The 14,487-nt window shown below is 39.1% G+C and carries 15 protein-coding genes; 12 read left to right on the top strand and 3 right to left on the bottom strand.

The window, feature by feature from the left end; translation table 11 throughout:
* The 10 genes from AC1DSB_RS06595 to AC1DSB_RS06550 form a co-directional block, all read left to right on the top strand.
* On the top strand, window positions 1–845 hold an 845-nt coding region (locus AC1DSB_RS06595), incomplete at its 5' end, for an esterase/lipase family protein (protein ID WP_477586177.1).
* A gap of 141 nt (window positions 846–986) precedes the next feature.
* Window positions 987–1,631 (top strand): LytTR family transcriptional regulator DNA-binding domain-containing protein, encoded by a 645-nt coding sequence (locus tag AC1DSB_RS06590; RefSeq protein WP_016428197.1) that lies wholly within the window; start codon window positions 987–989, stop codon window positions 1,629–1,631.
* Between the two features lie 126 nt (window positions 1,632–1,757).
* Complete coding sequence (locus AC1DSB_RS06585; RefSeq protein WP_477532682.1) at window positions 1,758–3,272, top strand: acetyl-CoA hydrolase/transferase family protein; 1,515 nt, start codon at window positions 1,758–1,760, stop codon at window positions 3,270–3,272.
* Window positions 3,273–3,483: 211 nt separating this feature from the next.
* A complete protein-coding gene (locus tag AC1DSB_RS06580; RefSeq protein ID WP_477532683.1) occupies window positions 3,484–4,137 on the top strand; it encodes a sunset domain-containing protein in 654 nt (217 codons plus the stop codon).
* 364 nt (window positions 4,138–4,501) lie between these two features.
* Window positions 4,502–5,182: a GntR family transcriptional regulator gene (locus AC1DSB_RS06575; protein WP_477586175.1), complete on the top strand. Its 681-nt coding sequence runs from the start codon at window positions 4,502–4,504 to the stop codon at window positions 5,180–5,182.
* 3 nt (window positions 5,183–5,185) lie between these two features.
* The gene (locus AC1DSB_RS06570; protein ID WP_477532685.1) at window positions 5,186–6,388 is read left to right on the top strand and encodes a CaiB/BaiF CoA transferase family protein; all 1,203 of its coding nucleotides are present in this window, start codon (window positions 5,186–5,188) and stop codon (window positions 6,386–6,388) included.
* Window positions 6,389–7,297 (top strand): hydroxymethylglutaryl-CoA lyase, encoded by a 909-nt coding sequence (locus AC1DSB_RS06565; RefSeq protein WP_477532686.1) that lies wholly within the window; start codon window positions 6,389–6,391, stop codon window positions 7,295–7,297.
* Complete coding sequence (locus AC1DSB_RS06560) at window positions 7,294–8,325, top strand: TRAP transporter substrate-binding protein (RefSeq protein ID WP_477586173.1); 1,032 nt, start codon at window positions 7,294–7,296, stop codon at window positions 8,323–8,325. Before AC1DSB_RS06565 ends, AC1DSB_RS06560 begins: the two co-directional genes overlap by 4 nt.
* A gap of 14 nt (window positions 8,326–8,339) precedes the next feature.
* Window positions 8,340–8,837 carry a TRAP transporter small permease gene (locus AC1DSB_RS06555; protein WP_477532274.1) on the top strand — a complete coding sequence of 166 codons (498 nt, stop codon included), beginning with the start codon at window positions 8,340–8,342 and terminating at the stop codon, window positions 8,835–8,837.
* A complete protein-coding gene (locus tag AC1DSB_RS06550) occupies window positions 8,834–10,111 on the top strand; it encodes a TRAP transporter large permease (protein ID WP_477532275.1) in 1,278 nt (425 codons plus the stop codon). The genes AC1DSB_RS06555 and AC1DSB_RS06550 overlap by 4 nt, the downstream gene beginning before the upstream one ends.
* A 320-nt stretch (window positions 10,112–10,431) precedes the next feature.
* Here AC1DSB_RS06550 and AC1DSB_RS06545 read toward each other — a convergent pair whose 3' ends face one another.
* From AC1DSB_RS06545 to AC1DSB_RS06535, 3 genes are all read right to left on the bottom strand, one after another.
* Entirely contained in the window at window positions 10,432–11,121 is a 690-nt protein-coding gene (locus AC1DSB_RS06545; protein WP_477586171.1) for a hypothetical protein, read from the bottom strand.
* Window positions 11,122–11,184: 63 nt separating this feature from the next.
* Window positions 11,185–11,955, bottom strand: a complete 771-nt coding sequence (locus AC1DSB_RS06540) for a hypothetical protein (RefSeq protein ID WP_477532277.1) — start codon at window positions 11,953–11,955, stop codon at window positions 11,185–11,187.
* 66 nt (window positions 11,956–12,021) lie between these two features.
* Window positions 12,022–12,330 (bottom strand): hypothetical protein, encoded by a 309-nt coding sequence (locus AC1DSB_RS06535; protein ID WP_477586169.1) that lies wholly within the window; start codon window positions 12,328–12,330, stop codon window positions 12,022–12,024.
* Between the two features lie 802 nt (window positions 12,331–13,132).
* Between AC1DSB_RS06535 and AC1DSB_RS06530 the strand changes: the two genes are divergently transcribed.
* Both AC1DSB_RS06530 and AC1DSB_RS06525 read left to right on the top strand, forming a co-directional pair.
* Window positions 13,133–13,660: a GNAT family N-acetyltransferase gene (locus AC1DSB_RS06530; protein ID WP_477532279.1), complete on the top strand. Its 528-nt coding sequence runs from the start codon at window positions 13,133–13,135 to the stop codon at window positions 13,658–13,660.
* Window positions 13,661–13,704: 44 nt separating this feature from the next.
* Complete coding sequence (locus AC1DSB_RS06525) at window positions 13,705–14,208, top strand: hypothetical protein (RefSeq protein WP_477532280.1); 504 nt, start codon at window positions 13,705–13,707, stop codon at window positions 14,206–14,208.
* The last annotated feature ends 279 nt before the right edge of the window (window positions 14,209–14,487 follow it).

Here is a 14,487-nt window from a genome sequence, read left to right as displayed (position 1 = left end):
CGATTGGTTCATCCTCTGATAAAAGTTTTTACATTGTGTTAAATAAGTTTCAAAGCGAACCAAGTGAACTCGGTCTTTTCAGATTAATAAAAGATGGAGACGACTCATTCCGAAAGGAAAAACTAGCTGATGAACCCATAGATCCAAACAAACCTATAGCAATCATCGTCCACGGATTGGTATCCAGTATAGGTGCTTCATTCTTCAATTTGTTTAATACACTAAGTCATGACTATGAAGTTTTTGGTTTTGAATACCTCACAGTAGATGAAAGAATAAGAGACAATGGGATTTTCTTGGCTAAAGAAATAGAGAGTTTAAAGAAGAAGTATCCTCAGAAGGAAATATTAATCGTAGCTCATAGCATGGGGGGACTGGTCAGCCGTTCTGCTTATATCGAACAAAAGGCACCGATAGATAAAATCATCATGGCTGGAACACCGAATAATGGCTCGATCTTGATTAGTGTCCCAATGTTAGCTCGAAAATGCTTAATCCTGTATGGCATACTTAGTAACATAATGGGCAAAAACTCAATAAAAAGTGAAGACTTTTGGCACTTGGTAAGGCCAGGGAATTTACAAGGTTTCCATGATCTCGCCAATAACTCAGATTTTATTAGCCAATTAAATTCAAGTGATTTAATAGATGCCAATAAAAAGTACTTTGCATTAGCCGGGAAAAATCTGGGTCTGTTGAATGACGGGATCGTACATACGGACAATATGGTGACCATTAACGAAATCAAAATTCCTCACACTACACATGGATGGAATCATTTTTCGTATTTTAACGAAACGGATATAGATATTTACCTGAAACGAGCGATCAATTATTTAAAATAAGGACAAACAGAAACGAAGGAAGTGACGTGGTCACATCCTTCGTTTTTTGTTCTTATATGAGCAGTCTTTGTCCATACATCCCCAATACCAGTTATTATTGAAGGAAGGAATGTTAGTTTACGAGAGAGGTGCTTTTGCAAGATGAAGGATTTTCAAGATTACGAAATGCTGGATGTGATTGGGGAGTTGTTTTCGGATGAAATCTCGATTGCTGTATCCGACGGGGAACACTATGTATATTACCGTCCAAGCGTCCGAGTGGATTTGAAAATAAAGGCGGGGGACATGGTGAAACCAGGGTCGCTAGCCCACAAGGCACTATCCTCTGGACAAAAGGTCTCGGACTTCATCAATCGTGATGTGTTTGCTGTTCCATACCATGGCATGGCCGTACCTTTCCACCGTGATGGAAAAGTCGTTGGAAGCGTAACAGCCATTTATCCTTCTTTCACGGAAGGGAAGTCTGTCGTCATGCTGAAGACTCAGGACGGGTGGGTTCCAGTGCCATTTACAGATGTGAAGTTTCTGGAAGTGCGAGGGAAGAAAACGCATATAGAAGCAAATGGAGTTTCGGGTACTCATCGCAAATCTCTCCAGGCGTTTGAATTTATTTTGCCACGTGAGTTGTTCGTTCGTTGCCATCGCTCGTTTATCGTCAATGTCCACCAGATTCGCGAAGTCTTTCCGGATACGCATTCTACACTCGTGTTGCTGATGAATGACGGAACGAAAATTCCGGTGAGTCAATCGTATGCCAGCTATTTTCGGAAGTTACTTGATTTCTAATCTACTGTTTCAGCGAGGGATTTGCCTGTTTCAGCGGGTAAATCCCTGTTTCTTTCCCTAAACCTCAAAATCAGTATTTTGTTTGTTAGAATTATTGAAAAAGTCATGAAATAGAGGGTTTTTAATATGGAAGAAAAATTAAAACGAATCAAACACCCGGATTTAAAAAATCGCGTAGTTACGCCTGAAGAAGCGGCAACGTGGATTAATGATGGGATGACGCTAGGCCTAAGTGGGTTCACACGTGCAGGAGATGCGAAAGCGGTCCCATTTGCGTTAATCAAGCGTGCCGAAACTGAAACATTCAAAGTGAATATATATACTGGTGCTTCTCTTGGCTCGGATATCGATAAGGCTTTTGCAGAAGCGGGTATTGTCGGAAAACGATTGCCATTCCAAGCAGATCCGACTATGCGTGGCAAAATAAATGATGGGGAAATGCTGTTTGTCGATCAACATCTGTCGCATACGGCAGAATTTATTCGTGCGGGAGTTATTGGTCCGATTGACTTTGCAATTTTGGAAGCGGTTTCAATTTCGGAAGATGGCTTGATTATCCCAACGACATCGGTTGGAAACTCATCGATTTTCGCAGAACATGCGAAGCACATCATTGTGGAAATCAATATGGCGCAGCCAGAAATGCTTGAAGGTCTACATGATATTTATGACACAGGACAACAAGGTGAACGTAAACCGATTCCGTTAATGAACCCAGATGACAGAATTGGGACCTCTGGTATTAAGATTGACCCAGCGAAGATTAAAGGAATCGTTTTCACGAATCCGATGGACTCACCTTCTACGATCGTCGCTCCAGATGCTGAAACTAAGCAAATGGCAGATCATTTACTCGAATTTCTACGTTCAGAAATYCGCGTAGGAAGACTGACGGATAAACTCGCACCACTTCAATCGGGAATCGGCTCTGTGGCAAATGCTGTGTTACACGGGATGATCGATTCGGAATTCACCGATCTTGATGTCTATTCTGAAGTGTTACAGGATTCGGTTTTCGACTTAATTGATGCAGGAAAAGTGAAATCAGCTTCTTGCTGTTCGATTACATTATCAGAGGACAAAATGGACAAAGTGTTCGGTAACTTTGAGAAGTACCGCGATAAACTCATCATGCGTCCTCAGGAAATCTCGAATCACCCGGAAATCATTCGTCGTCTCGGACTCATTTCAATCAATACGGCCTTGGAGTTCGACATTTACGGAAACGTCAACTCGACTCATGTATCAGGTACGAAAATGATGAACGGTATAGGAGGATCCGGCGACTTTGCCCGAAACGCACGTCTTGCGATTTTCGTTACGAAATCCACCGCAAAAGGCGGCAATATTTCAAGCATCGTCCCGTTTGTGTCGCATGTTGACCATACCGAACACGACGTGGACATCGTGGTTACCGAACAAGGCTACGCTGATTTGCGAGGCTTAGCTCCACGAGAAAGAGTACTAGTAATTATTGAAAACTGTGCACATCCAACATATCGTGCACAATTATTGGAATATTACGCAGAAGCCTTAACACGTGGCGGCCAGACCCCACACGTACTCGAAAAAGCTTTCTCGTGGCATACCAACCTTAAACAAAATGGGACTATGCTACATGAAGTTGGGCAGTTGGTTTAATAATAAGAAGATGAAAAGATGCCTGTTGCTTCATTTAGAAATGAGCAACAGGCATCTTTAAATAGTGATAATTTTTATTTCTATCAATATTTATGTATTTCTATGATAATATTATCATGGTTTTATTGGACTAAAGGATGAACAATGATTTAAGTGGAATCGTAGTCTCCAAAAACTAATGGTTCAATACATAAATTTGGAGGGAACATTTTTGCTAGACATACTTAGCTTAATAGGGATATTCCTGTTATACGTTTTATTATTTATATACTTTATCATCGTGTGCATCTTTTCTGCTTGGTGGAATATTCTTCTCGTCTTATTGATTTTGCTAGTTGCTAAATGGTACAAGGTTAGAAAGAAAAAGGGCCAATCCATATGGCAATGGAGACTCATGATTATACTAGCTTTACTTTTATTGCTATGGTTTTTGATTCCTTGCATTATTGAACACTACAAAGAATGGGATGAACAACCTGTAAATGAATCTGAATCAGACACTGATACTGAGTCTGATACAAGTTTAATTGCACCCGTAAAAGTGATTGATGACGCAGATAAAAAGAAAAAGCAACAGGAAGAAAAAGAAAAGGCTGAACAGGCTGCTATAGAAAGAGCAGAACAAGCCGAGAGAGAGAAAGCGGCACAGGCTGCAAGAGAAAAGGCAGAGATGGAAAAGGCCGATCAAGCTGCTAAGGAAAAAGAAGAACGTTCCTGCATGAAAATCAAAGGGAATATTTCCAGCTCAGGTGAAAAGATTTTTCATGTACCTTCAGGAGACTACTACGATATAACAGAAGCTGAAGATACTTTCTGTACAAAATCCGCAGCGCGGGCTGCTGGGTATCGGGAATCAAAAAGATGATTGTTCCGCAGCAAACAACTATTTTATAACTTAATTTAGAAATCCAGAAACCAATTGGTTCTGGATTTTTTTATGTTTTTGAGTTGGTGACATATAACATTATTACGAGAAATCCCTAAAAAGTAGTGTACTCATATACTTCCTTCATCCGATTTTTCAAAGCGAATGTGAAGAGCGGGACTACTTGAAGTAAATATAATTAATGTAAAAATAATTTTTCGAGTGAAAAACCTTGTTAGGAGTAGGTATTAAGGTTAAGTACTGAAAATATCATAAAAAAGTTTATTGACGGTTTTAATTATTTTGATTATTCTAACATAAAGCTAAATTGTATACAGTCGACAGTCGACGAAAAAGAAATGAGATGAGGATCATAGAAGCAATCGTGAAAAAAAGGGCTACTTTAAAAACTCAAGTGTATGACTACTTGAAAGAACAAATCCTTATGGGTCGTTTGAAGCCTGGTGAAAGATTGATAGAGGAAAAGATTGCAGAGGAATTGCAGGTCAGCCGAAGCCCGATTCGTGAATCAATCCGTATGCTTGAAAAAGATGGGCTGCTTTTCGTAAATAATTCTGGCGGGGTGACGGTTGTTGAGCCGTCAATCGAAGATTATCAACATCTGTATGAGTGCCGGGTTGAGATGGRGCCGCTAGCCGCTTTTTATGCAGCTGAACGCAGGACCCATGAACAACTTGAGACCATTCGTACTTCTTTATTGCAGATGAGTAAAATTTCAGAAACTAATAACCTGAAAAAAGTCCATGATACGAATGTGAATTTCCATGAAGCCGTTGTTATGGCAACCGGAAACAAGTTTCTCGTTACCATGCTGACGGCATTTCGAGGGGTTAATAGTTTTTATCGCAAATCGATACTCGATGAAAATCCGCTCCATATGGAACATGCCATTCATGAGCACCAACAAATTTTTCAGGCAATTGTGGATCAGGATGCGGAAGCAGCCAAGCGTTTAATGAAAGCTCATATTGAAAGCGATTACAATTTGTTTATGGAATTTTGCTCGAAAGATTTAGGAGGGTAAGAAATGTCAAAAAAGCTGCCACTTGAAGGTGTAAAGATTTTGGAATTAGGAAACTTGGTCGCTGCTCCATTTGCAGGGAAAATCCTTTCCGAGTTTGGTGCTGAGGTTATCAAAGTTGAAGAACCAGCGAAAGGGGACCCGCTGAGGAATTGGCGTGTGATGCACAATGACACATCGGTTTGGTGGTATGTGCAATCTCGAAATAAGAAATCGATAACAGTGAATATGCGTGATCCTGAGGGCCAGCATATTATTCGTCAACTTGCAGAGAAAGTGGATGTCGTTCTTGAAAATTTCAAACCTGGAACTTTGGAAAGATGGGGTCTTGGATTGGAAGATTTACGTAAGGTCAATCCATCCATCATCATGACCAGGGTTTCAGGTTATGGTCAAACGGGTCCATATCGAGAAAAACCTGGATTTGGAAGTGTGGCCGAGGCAATCGGTGGCTTAAGGTATTTGACCGGTTACCCTGACTTACCCCCAGTGCGGGTCGGCATTGCATTAGGAGATTTGGTTGCTGGACTTTATGCAGTCATTGGAACGTTGATGGCATTGCGTGCAAGAGAAGAAGATCCAGAAAAACAAGGCCAGCTCGTTGATGTCGCACTCTATGAATCTGTTTTTAGTTTACTAGAAGGAATTTTACCCGAATACGATTTAACGGGGATGGTAAGAGAACGGACAGGTAGTACACTACCAGGAATCGCCCCTTCAAACACATATGAATGTGCTGATGGAAAGCATTTGGTTATTGGTGGGAATGGGGATCAGATATTCAAACGTCTAATGACAGCAATTGGCCGAGATGACCTGGCGAATGACCCGACTTATTCAACCAACCAAGGGCGAGCGGACAATGTAATTTTCATTGATTCAACCATTGAAGAATGGACGAAACAGCATCCATTAAAAGAGGCTCAGCGAATATTAGATGAAGTATCCGTACCGGTAGGTCCTATATATGGAATCAAGGAAATTGTTGAAGATGAGCAATACAAGGCAAGGGAAATGCTGCAGGAAATAGTCTTGCCTGATGGAACTAAAGTTCTTGTTCCGGGGGTTGTGCCAAAGCTTTCGGAAACGCCAGGAGAAATCAAATGGAGCGGTCCAAGTCTTGGTCAACACAACGAGGAAATTTACACGGAGTTTATGAATTTTTCTTTTGATGAGTTCAAAAAACTGAAAGAACAAGGAGTCATATAAATGGCGGATGTGAAAATTATCGATGTCAGTCCCCGTGATGGGCTGCAAAATGATCCCAAGCTGATTTCAACCGTGGAAAAAGTGAATCTAGTAAAACATTTGCTAGAGGCTGGTTTAAATACTGTGGAAGTAACTTCATTTGTTCACCCAGTGAAAGTGCCGCAGATGGCAGATGCTTCAGAAGTATTGAAAGTGGTAACTAAATGGACAAGCTTGCAAGCTATAGCCCTTATACCAAATTTAAAAGGGTATGAGCGAGCAAAAGAACATTCACTTTCTGAAGTTAACTGGGTCAGTTCAGCTACTGAAAGTTTTAACCAGAAAAATATTGGTTTATCAATCGATGAAAACCTTAGTCAGTTTGAAACGCTTGTGGTACAAGCCAAAAAGGATGGGATCAAAACTTGCTTTTCAATTGCAGTGAGCTTCGGCTGTCCATATGAAGGTGAAGTGTCGGAAGAGCAAGTTTTGAATCTCGTAAAACGAGTGAAAGATGCTGGTGCTGATCGAATAGGCATTGCCGATACAATTGGAATTGCCACTCCAGATCAAGTGGAACGATTGATGAAAAAGGTTATTGAAGTCGCAGGCGAAATACCTGTTACTATACATTTGCATGATACAAGGGGGCTCGGATCTGCAAATGCGTATGCTGCTTATCAAGCAGGCGTAAGAATTTTTGAAACGGCGGTATCTGGCATAGGTGGTTGTCCATTTGCACCGGGTGCAGCAGGAAATTTAGCAACAGAGGATTTAGTGTATTTATTTCACCGAATGAACATCGACACAGGGTTGGATTTTGAAAAATTACTTGATGCTGCTGACTATGCAGCGAGTCTTTCTTCGAAAAATCCATTGGGTCGCATCAGACATGTAGAAAGAAAACAAACAAAGGGGATATTAGCATGAAAAAATGGATGAAGGCAATTACGTTCTTAATGATTTCTATGTTCTTATTGTCAGCATGTAACTCAAAAGAACCTGAAACAAAAGCAGTCAATGCAAGTGGGGACGGGTACGAAGAAACGACTATCAGATTAGCTTATAACTTGCCGGCAGATCACCACATCGCTAAAGGGCTTGAAAAATTCGTGAAAGATGTCACTGAAAAATCTGATGGTGCTATAAAAATGCAAGTATATCCAGCAGGCCAATTATTAAATGATAAGGATATGAACCAGTCCATTCTTACTGGTGGCGTTGAAATGGGTGTCAATTCTTCGACGCTTTGGGCAAGTACAGTCCCTGCAATGGGTATTTTTGATGTTCCATACGTATTCTCAGACTATGAAAAAGCTGGTGAGGCTTTAAGCGGTGAATTCGGGAATAAATTACGTACTGCTATGGAAGAAAAGGGTGCCAAGGTTCTCATGTTTGCTGACTATGGTTATGCACAATTCGCAAACAACAAACGTCCTTTGGAATCACCTTCCGATTTCGAAGGATTGAAGATCCGTAGTATCGGTGACATTCCTTCTGAAATGATCAAAGCATATGGAGCTTCCCCTGTATTCATGGGTGGTGGAGAGGTATATATGGCACTTAAACTAAATACAGTCGACGGAGCCACATCAGGAACAACTGCAATGGTTCAAAGAAAGTATGATGAAGTAGCAAAATATTTAACTATCAATAATTATGCGTACCTCGAGTTTTTATTGGCAATTAATCAGGACTTCTGGGATAAACTTCCTACAAAAACACAAACGCTATTGACTGAAACTGCTAAGGAATCAGAAGAATGGATTCGTGCACAAGCCCAGTCAGAAGATGAAAAGACTGCTAAGCAGTTGGAGGAAAAAGGAATGGAAGTTTATGTAGTGCCTGAAGAGGACTTACCGCAGTGGAAAGAAGCAGCAAAACCGGCTTGGGAGGCATTTACTAAAAACTCTGGCGATTTAGGGAAAGAACTGCTTGAAATGGTTGATGAGCAGTAAGGAGGAAAAAACTAATGAAATCGCTGTATAATTTTTCCGATTTGCTCATTAGGTTTGGTGCTTATGCATCCGGATTTTTCATTATGGTGACAACTTTCATGATTTTCTTTGAAGTCGTTTCTAGATGGCTTTTCAACAAACCGACAATCTGGGCTACTGAACTGTCTATTTATGCAATCATCGCCAGTTGTTATTTAGGAAGTGCATATGCGGTACGAACCTATTCTCATATAACAGTGGATTTACTAATCAACAATGTTAACGATCGCATAAAGACATTGCTTGCTTATTTATCAAATGCCATGGGATTAGTATTCAGCATCATCTTTACTTATTATGGTATTCATCACGTGATGAATACCATAGAACTGGAAGTTACTTCTGCATCTTTGCTGCGTGTTCCGATGTACCTGCCTGAAATGTTCCTTCCTATCGGTGGCGTACTATTGTGCTTGGCGTTCATTTTGCAGATTGTTGACGGCGGGATACATAAGGGAGGGGAGCACATATGAATATTTTCTTTGTAGGTGGTTTGGGAACTCTCTTATTGCTCGGACTGCCGGTTGCGTTTGCTCTTGCTACTCTCGCAGTCGCGGGGATGTTCTTCTTTAATGGCGGAACCTTTTCTTTTATGCAAGTTCCAATCATTTCCTATAAGGCACTTGATGACTTTTCTCTAACAGCATTACCGATGTATGTTTTGATGAGCCAGGTTTTATTGGTTAGTGGAGTTGGCCGTGATCTTTACGAAATGGCTAGCCGCTGGTTTCGCCATTTCCCAGGCGGTCTCGCGATTGCCACACTTTTCTGCTGTGCCATATTTGCTGCAATATCTGGATCGAGTGTAGCTACTGCGATAACTATTGGTTCGGTTGCTTTGCCAGAGATGGTCAAGCGTGGATATAACAAAAGACATGTATTAGGTCTGCTTGCTGCGGGTGGTACATTAGGGATTTTGATTCCACCAAGCGTACCAATGATTATCTATGGATCAGTGACCGGTGAATCCATCGGAAAACTGTTCATCGCTGGAATTATACCTGGACTCATACTGACGCTTTCTTTCATGGTATTTGCTGCCTACCAAGCACGCCACCTTAAAGATGCACCTGCGACTTGGAAAGAGAGAATGGAAGCGACTAAAACTTCCATCTGGGGATTGATGCTGCCTGTAATCGTTATTGGAGGGATTTACACAGGTATTTTTACTCCAACTGAAGCGGCTGCAGTAGGTGTCGTGTTGAGCTTTGCGATTGCTGCATTCTTCTACCGTAATTTGAACTTGGAAAACTTCAAGAAAATCATTATTTCTACCGTTAAAACAAATGCGATGATATTGTTCATCATTGTCGGTGCGATGCTGCTTGGCTATATCATGACAATCTTGCAGATCCCACAAACTATTACTACCTATGCAACTGAACAAGACATCAACCCATGGGTCATCTTTATTTTGATTAATATTGTGCTATTAATCTTAGGGATGTTCCTGGAAACGATTTCGATTTTGGTTATAACATTGCCAATCTTATACCCTATCATCGTGGCATTAGGCTTTGACCCAATCTGGTTCGCAATCATCATGGTAATCAACATGGAGCTTGCTTTAATCTCACCTCCAGTCGGACTGAACTTGTTCGTACTGAAAGGAATTGATCGAACAAATACCATCGACGAAATCGTAAAAGGCGTTATTCCTTATGCTATTATCATGCTACTATTAATGGTCCTACTGTCGATATTCCCAGAGATTGCAACCTTCTTGATTAAAGAAGATGTGCATTAGATGGTGTCGACTATATTAAACTAGATATGTAAATCAAAAGGGAACTAGTCAGTTGATGACTTAGTTCCTTTTCTTAACTTTTTCAATTCAAAGAGTAGGATGGACACCGAGATTGGAAGGTGGTTGGTATTATCACTGCTATTAAATCCTTCATTCACGAAGGGAAGTCGGTAATAATCAAATTGAAGACGCAAAACTGTTGCTCTAAAGACTGCTACTGATGAGACATCATAATAAAAATTCGTATGGCAATTTTCCGTTGATTCCATTATGAATCTAAAAGAAAAGACTCTCCAAAGAGAGTCTCATGTGATATAGCGTTAGTCGTTTTCAACAGAGTTTTCTAATTCGTCTTCAGTACTTGGATTGCGATTAGCTTGAACGTTATCAACACCATTAGCAGATGTGGAATCTGATTCCGGGTTTGGCAAAGGGTCAGAAATAGGAGCGGGTTCAGGAACTTGAACAGGTTCGGTTGCTGGTTCCTGTTCATTTTCATTTGGTTTCGATGAATTTTCTCCTTCTGAGACAGGAGGGACTTCAGGAATCGTTTCAGGAACAATAATAACCGCTTGGTCCATTTGAGCGATTGCTTCGTTCATGATTGAATTGATTTGTGCAGTAATTTTATCTTGTTGTTCAGTTGTATCAACATTCAAATTCTCAATTAACTCATTWGCATACTGACGGAGTGAAGCAATACGATCAGACTTCTGTTTTTCCGTAAATGCATCTAGTTCTTGTTTAGCAGAATCCATTTCGTTTTTCAATTCTACTTTCAATTGAGCTAGAAGTATTGTTTTTTCATCCGTAATCGCTTTATCAATTTCATTAAGGGATTCAGATTCTTTATTTTTAAACCAATTAATCAATAGCGTGCTTACATCTGCATCTGCGAACGTAGTTTTCACTCCACTGCCAATCCCGAGAGTTAGCACTACTGCGGCTACCAACAAAATTATCTTTTTTCTCTTTTGAATCTTTTTATATTTCTCAAGTCTGCTTAGCATTTCGATACCTCCAGTTACAACAATAAGGACCCCAAACTACGAGGTCCCTAATTATTAATATTATTATTTGATACCGTTTACGATTGCATCCAAATCAGCTTTAGCTTGTGTTTCAAGCGCAGCTGCTGCATTAGCAATACTTTGTTCTTGAGCTAATACAAAATCATCTTTGATTTTAGTAATCTTTGTACGAAGTTCAACAATTTTTGCATCGATTTTTGCGTTAATGTCTTTTACAGTATCACTTGTTTCAGCATCCAATTCTGCTTGGAGCTGATTTTTAGCAGTATTAATGGCATCTTGCAATTGTTGTTTTGCCGTTGCTGTAGCTGCATTAATATCATTTGTCATTTGAGTTGTAGCTGCAGTACCCGCTGCAGATGTATATTGACTTAAGTCATCGTTAGCGTCTCTAAGTGCTTTGGCACCTGCTAAATTGATACCTATTTGCGCCGTAGTTGAAAGAAAATTAAATTGATCTGCCATTTTACTACTAATCTCTGCTTTTTTACTAGTAACATCATCAATATATGCATCAGCTGTAGCTTTAACACTATTGTTCGTCGAAGTTTCCATAGTATCAGCTTTCGTATTAATGCTTGTAGTTGCTGCAGTCTTCATTCCTGCGTATTCAGTTTCAAATTTACCTTTTTCCGCATTCCCATAAGAAGCAGTTTGACTTGCAACCGATAAAGAAGAAGCAAATAATTTCCCATTGTACCAGTTTTGTAAATTTGCTCCTGCATTTGAAGCTGCAAATGCTGCTCCAGCGCTTGATAATAATACTACTGATACTGTTCCTGCGATTACTTTACCTTTGATTGTTTTTAACATTTGAATGTCCCCTTTGTGGTTGGTTTTTTGAATGAATTCAAGCATTTTGCTAGATCCATTTGAATGCTATTCACTTAATACTTCTTCTAAAATTTCTTCTACGCTTTGTTCGATGTCTTCTTCGATATCCTCATTCATATTCACTTTTTTTGAATACACTTTGAGGTTTTCATCTTTTAATTCTGAAACTGTTTGTTCCAAGCGATTTTCTGTATCGATTTGGTATTGTTCAATTTCAGTTGTTGCTTCACTAACACGTTTTGCCGTGAAGCTTGCAAGCGTGCTATCAAAAGATTGTTTGGCTTCGCTTACAAAGATTTTAACGTTCGAAAACGTTTTCCAGAGTCCAGCACCTGTTTCCACCCCTAATTTCATGCTTTCATTTTGAAATGAATGTTCATACCAATTAGAAAAAGTAGCACAGAGGATGCAATAATAATTCCAAAAATCTTTTTCAATAATTCCTCTCCCTTCCAATTGCTTGTACGATTCTTTCAAAACGGTCAGCAACAATTGGAGCAAATAGATGATGCAAATGTTGTTACGAATAAGCTGAATTGAAAAGTTGATTCATTCTACCTCTCCCTTGGGGCCAATAGACCAGAATAATTTATAGTAAAAGTGAAGTTTCACTTTACACCCAAAACGAAAACTCTTACATTTATTACTAATAAATTAGATATAAATATCTATACTATTCACAAAAAATAAAACGATTCATTTTCCATTGATTCGTTTTTCCTACAACCTTAATTTAAGTCATAAAAAGTTATTAGTACATAAGAGGTTTTGTAATCTTCTGTCGATAACCTATTTTTCTTTGTATTTAAAAGTCGAAACAGTATAAAGGAGATTAAAAATAGTCATAAAAATTTTAACGAAAATCATTTTCACATAAAAAAAGCTTGCGCATAATTCCTATTAACTACCATATGAAAGTTGTTCGTTTATGTATTTTTCCGATATAAGGAGTGAGAGCATTAGAGAAACTTGCATGACATAAAAGCATCAAGCTAAAAAGTAGCATTTACTCAAATGGCCCATATTGGAAGAGATTTTAATCACAATTGAGGGTTGGAATATAGAAGTGATGTTTACATATCATTGTATTGAAATCTGTTATAGAATTAAAAAAAGTTTAATAATTGGTAATTATTATTAAGAAAGGAATGGGAAAATGAACTTAACTTATGAAATTTTACCTGACGAAAAGATTGAATGCCTTCGAGATACTTGCAATGAACTTATGGCTTTTCAAAAGTCAAAAGCATACATAACTCCAGAACTCTTTGACAACATGAATTTTGACACACGGTTGATGCCTTCTGTTAAAAAAGCATTACATAATTACACGGTTGTCGTTAAAGATGGTGAGCAGATTGTTGGGTATGTCTATTCGAATATCTCTCCTAAAGAAACATATTCAAATGAATTTGCCACTTTTTTTGACCTATCTAATGTTAATAGAATGAATGTAGGGTGTTTATCGCAATTTTATATTAAAGAGGAATATAGACAATACGGAGTTGGATCGACGCTTTTTAAGTTGTCGATGGAGTGGTTGAATCAATTTGAAGATGTGGAGGATTATTTTATCTTTGTCTCAAATGGCAACGAAGCCGCATTAGAATTCTATAAACGTAAAGGCTTTACTGTAAGTCATGAAATCTTGGAAGGGTTTATCACGGTTTTACGAAACAAGTAAGTGAGTGTACGTAAATTCAAATTCAACATAAAGGGATCTGGAATATGGAGAAAAAACTAGCTCATTATTTAAGCATATATCTGGAACAATACAATGAGCCTACTTATGAAGTGACTAAATTGCCTACACTTAATAACACCTTGAGTCAATTCCATCAATGGGCGAATGGCAAGCCGGTGATTGCTGCCTATGACGTAGCTAAACCCGGGGAAGAAAGCTATTATTTCTTACTCATCGATTGGCATCGAAATGACAACTATTACTTGGTGATATATGCGCATGATAAATCCACTACAATTGCCGAGCTGAACAAAATAATCGAAGAAAATGGTGTCAACTTTCTATCGTGGAAATACAACCCTTTAAAAAGGGATGGCAAAAATGACATTCGGAAGTCGTATTATAAGCAAATTTTTGGATCGACGACGATGAATATTCCACTTCCAACATCAACTGTGGAAATCGAGGATTTTTTGACTCAGTTGTTCAAGCTTTGTCATAACCGAGTTAGAGCGGACAAAATTGTAGACATATATGATTTTCAATAGAAAGAAGTGATTTACCTCAAGTAAAGTCGCTTTTTTTGTGGGGAAAATTGGGTGAAACCGATTAAAACAGGTTTGAAACCGTTTAAAATTCTGTTCATGCAGATCAGTGATGCCGATAAAATTTCCTAATCCATAAAAGATAGTGATGATACGGAACCGGGTGCATTGGTTTAATTTTMACTCATAATCAAAAGCATAGGAGCGGCCGAAATTGCATCTTCGGCCGCTCCCTTTTTGTAAATAGGCTTTCAATTCTTTCGTTTGCCAACAGAACTTGCA

Source organism: Paenisporosarcina sp. P4_E4_2 (assembly GCF_056401595.1).
The sequence above is the reverse complement of the archived record's forward strand: the minus strand, read 5'-3'. Positions and strand labels throughout refer to the sequence as shown.

Coding starts and splice junctions, on each gene's coding strand:
- AC1DSB_RS06540 (WP_477532277.1), bottom strand. CDS start 11,955: ATGTTAAAAACAATCAAAGGTAAAGTAATCGCAGGAACAGTATCAGTA.
- AC1DSB_RS06570 (WP_477532685.1), top strand. CDS start 5,186: ATGTCAAAAAAGCTGCCACTTGAAGGTGTAAAGATTTTGGAATTAGGA.
- AC1DSB_RS06590 (WP_016428197.1), top strand. CDS start 987: ATGAAGGATTTTCAAGATTACGAAATGCTGGATGTGATTGGGGAGTTG.
- AC1DSB_RS06550 (WP_477532275.1), top strand. CDS start 8,834: ATGAATATTTTCTTTGTAGGTGGTTTGGGAACTCTCTTATTGCTCGGA.
- AC1DSB_RS06525 (WP_477532280.1), top strand. CDS start 13,705: ATGGAGAAAAAACTAGCTCATTATTTAAGCATATATCTGGAACAATAC.
- AC1DSB_RS06530 (WP_477532279.1), top strand. CDS start 13,133: ATGAACTTAACTTATGAAATTTTACCTGACGAAAAGATTGAATGCCTT.
- AC1DSB_RS06560 (WP_477586173.1), top strand. CDS start 7,294: ATGAAAAAATGGATGAAGGCAATTACGTTCTTAATGATTTCTATGTTC.
- AC1DSB_RS06565 (WP_477532686.1), top strand. CDS start 6,389: ATGGCGGATGTGAAAATTATCGATGTCAGTCCCCGTGATGGGCTGCAA.
- AC1DSB_RS06535 (WP_477586169.1), bottom strand. CDS start 12,330: ATGAAATTAGGGGTGGAAACAGGTGCTGGACTCTGGAAAACGTTTTCG.
- AC1DSB_RS06555 (WP_477532274.1), top strand. CDS start 8,340: ATGAAATCGCTGTATAATTTTTCCGATTTGCTCATTAGGTTTGGTGCT.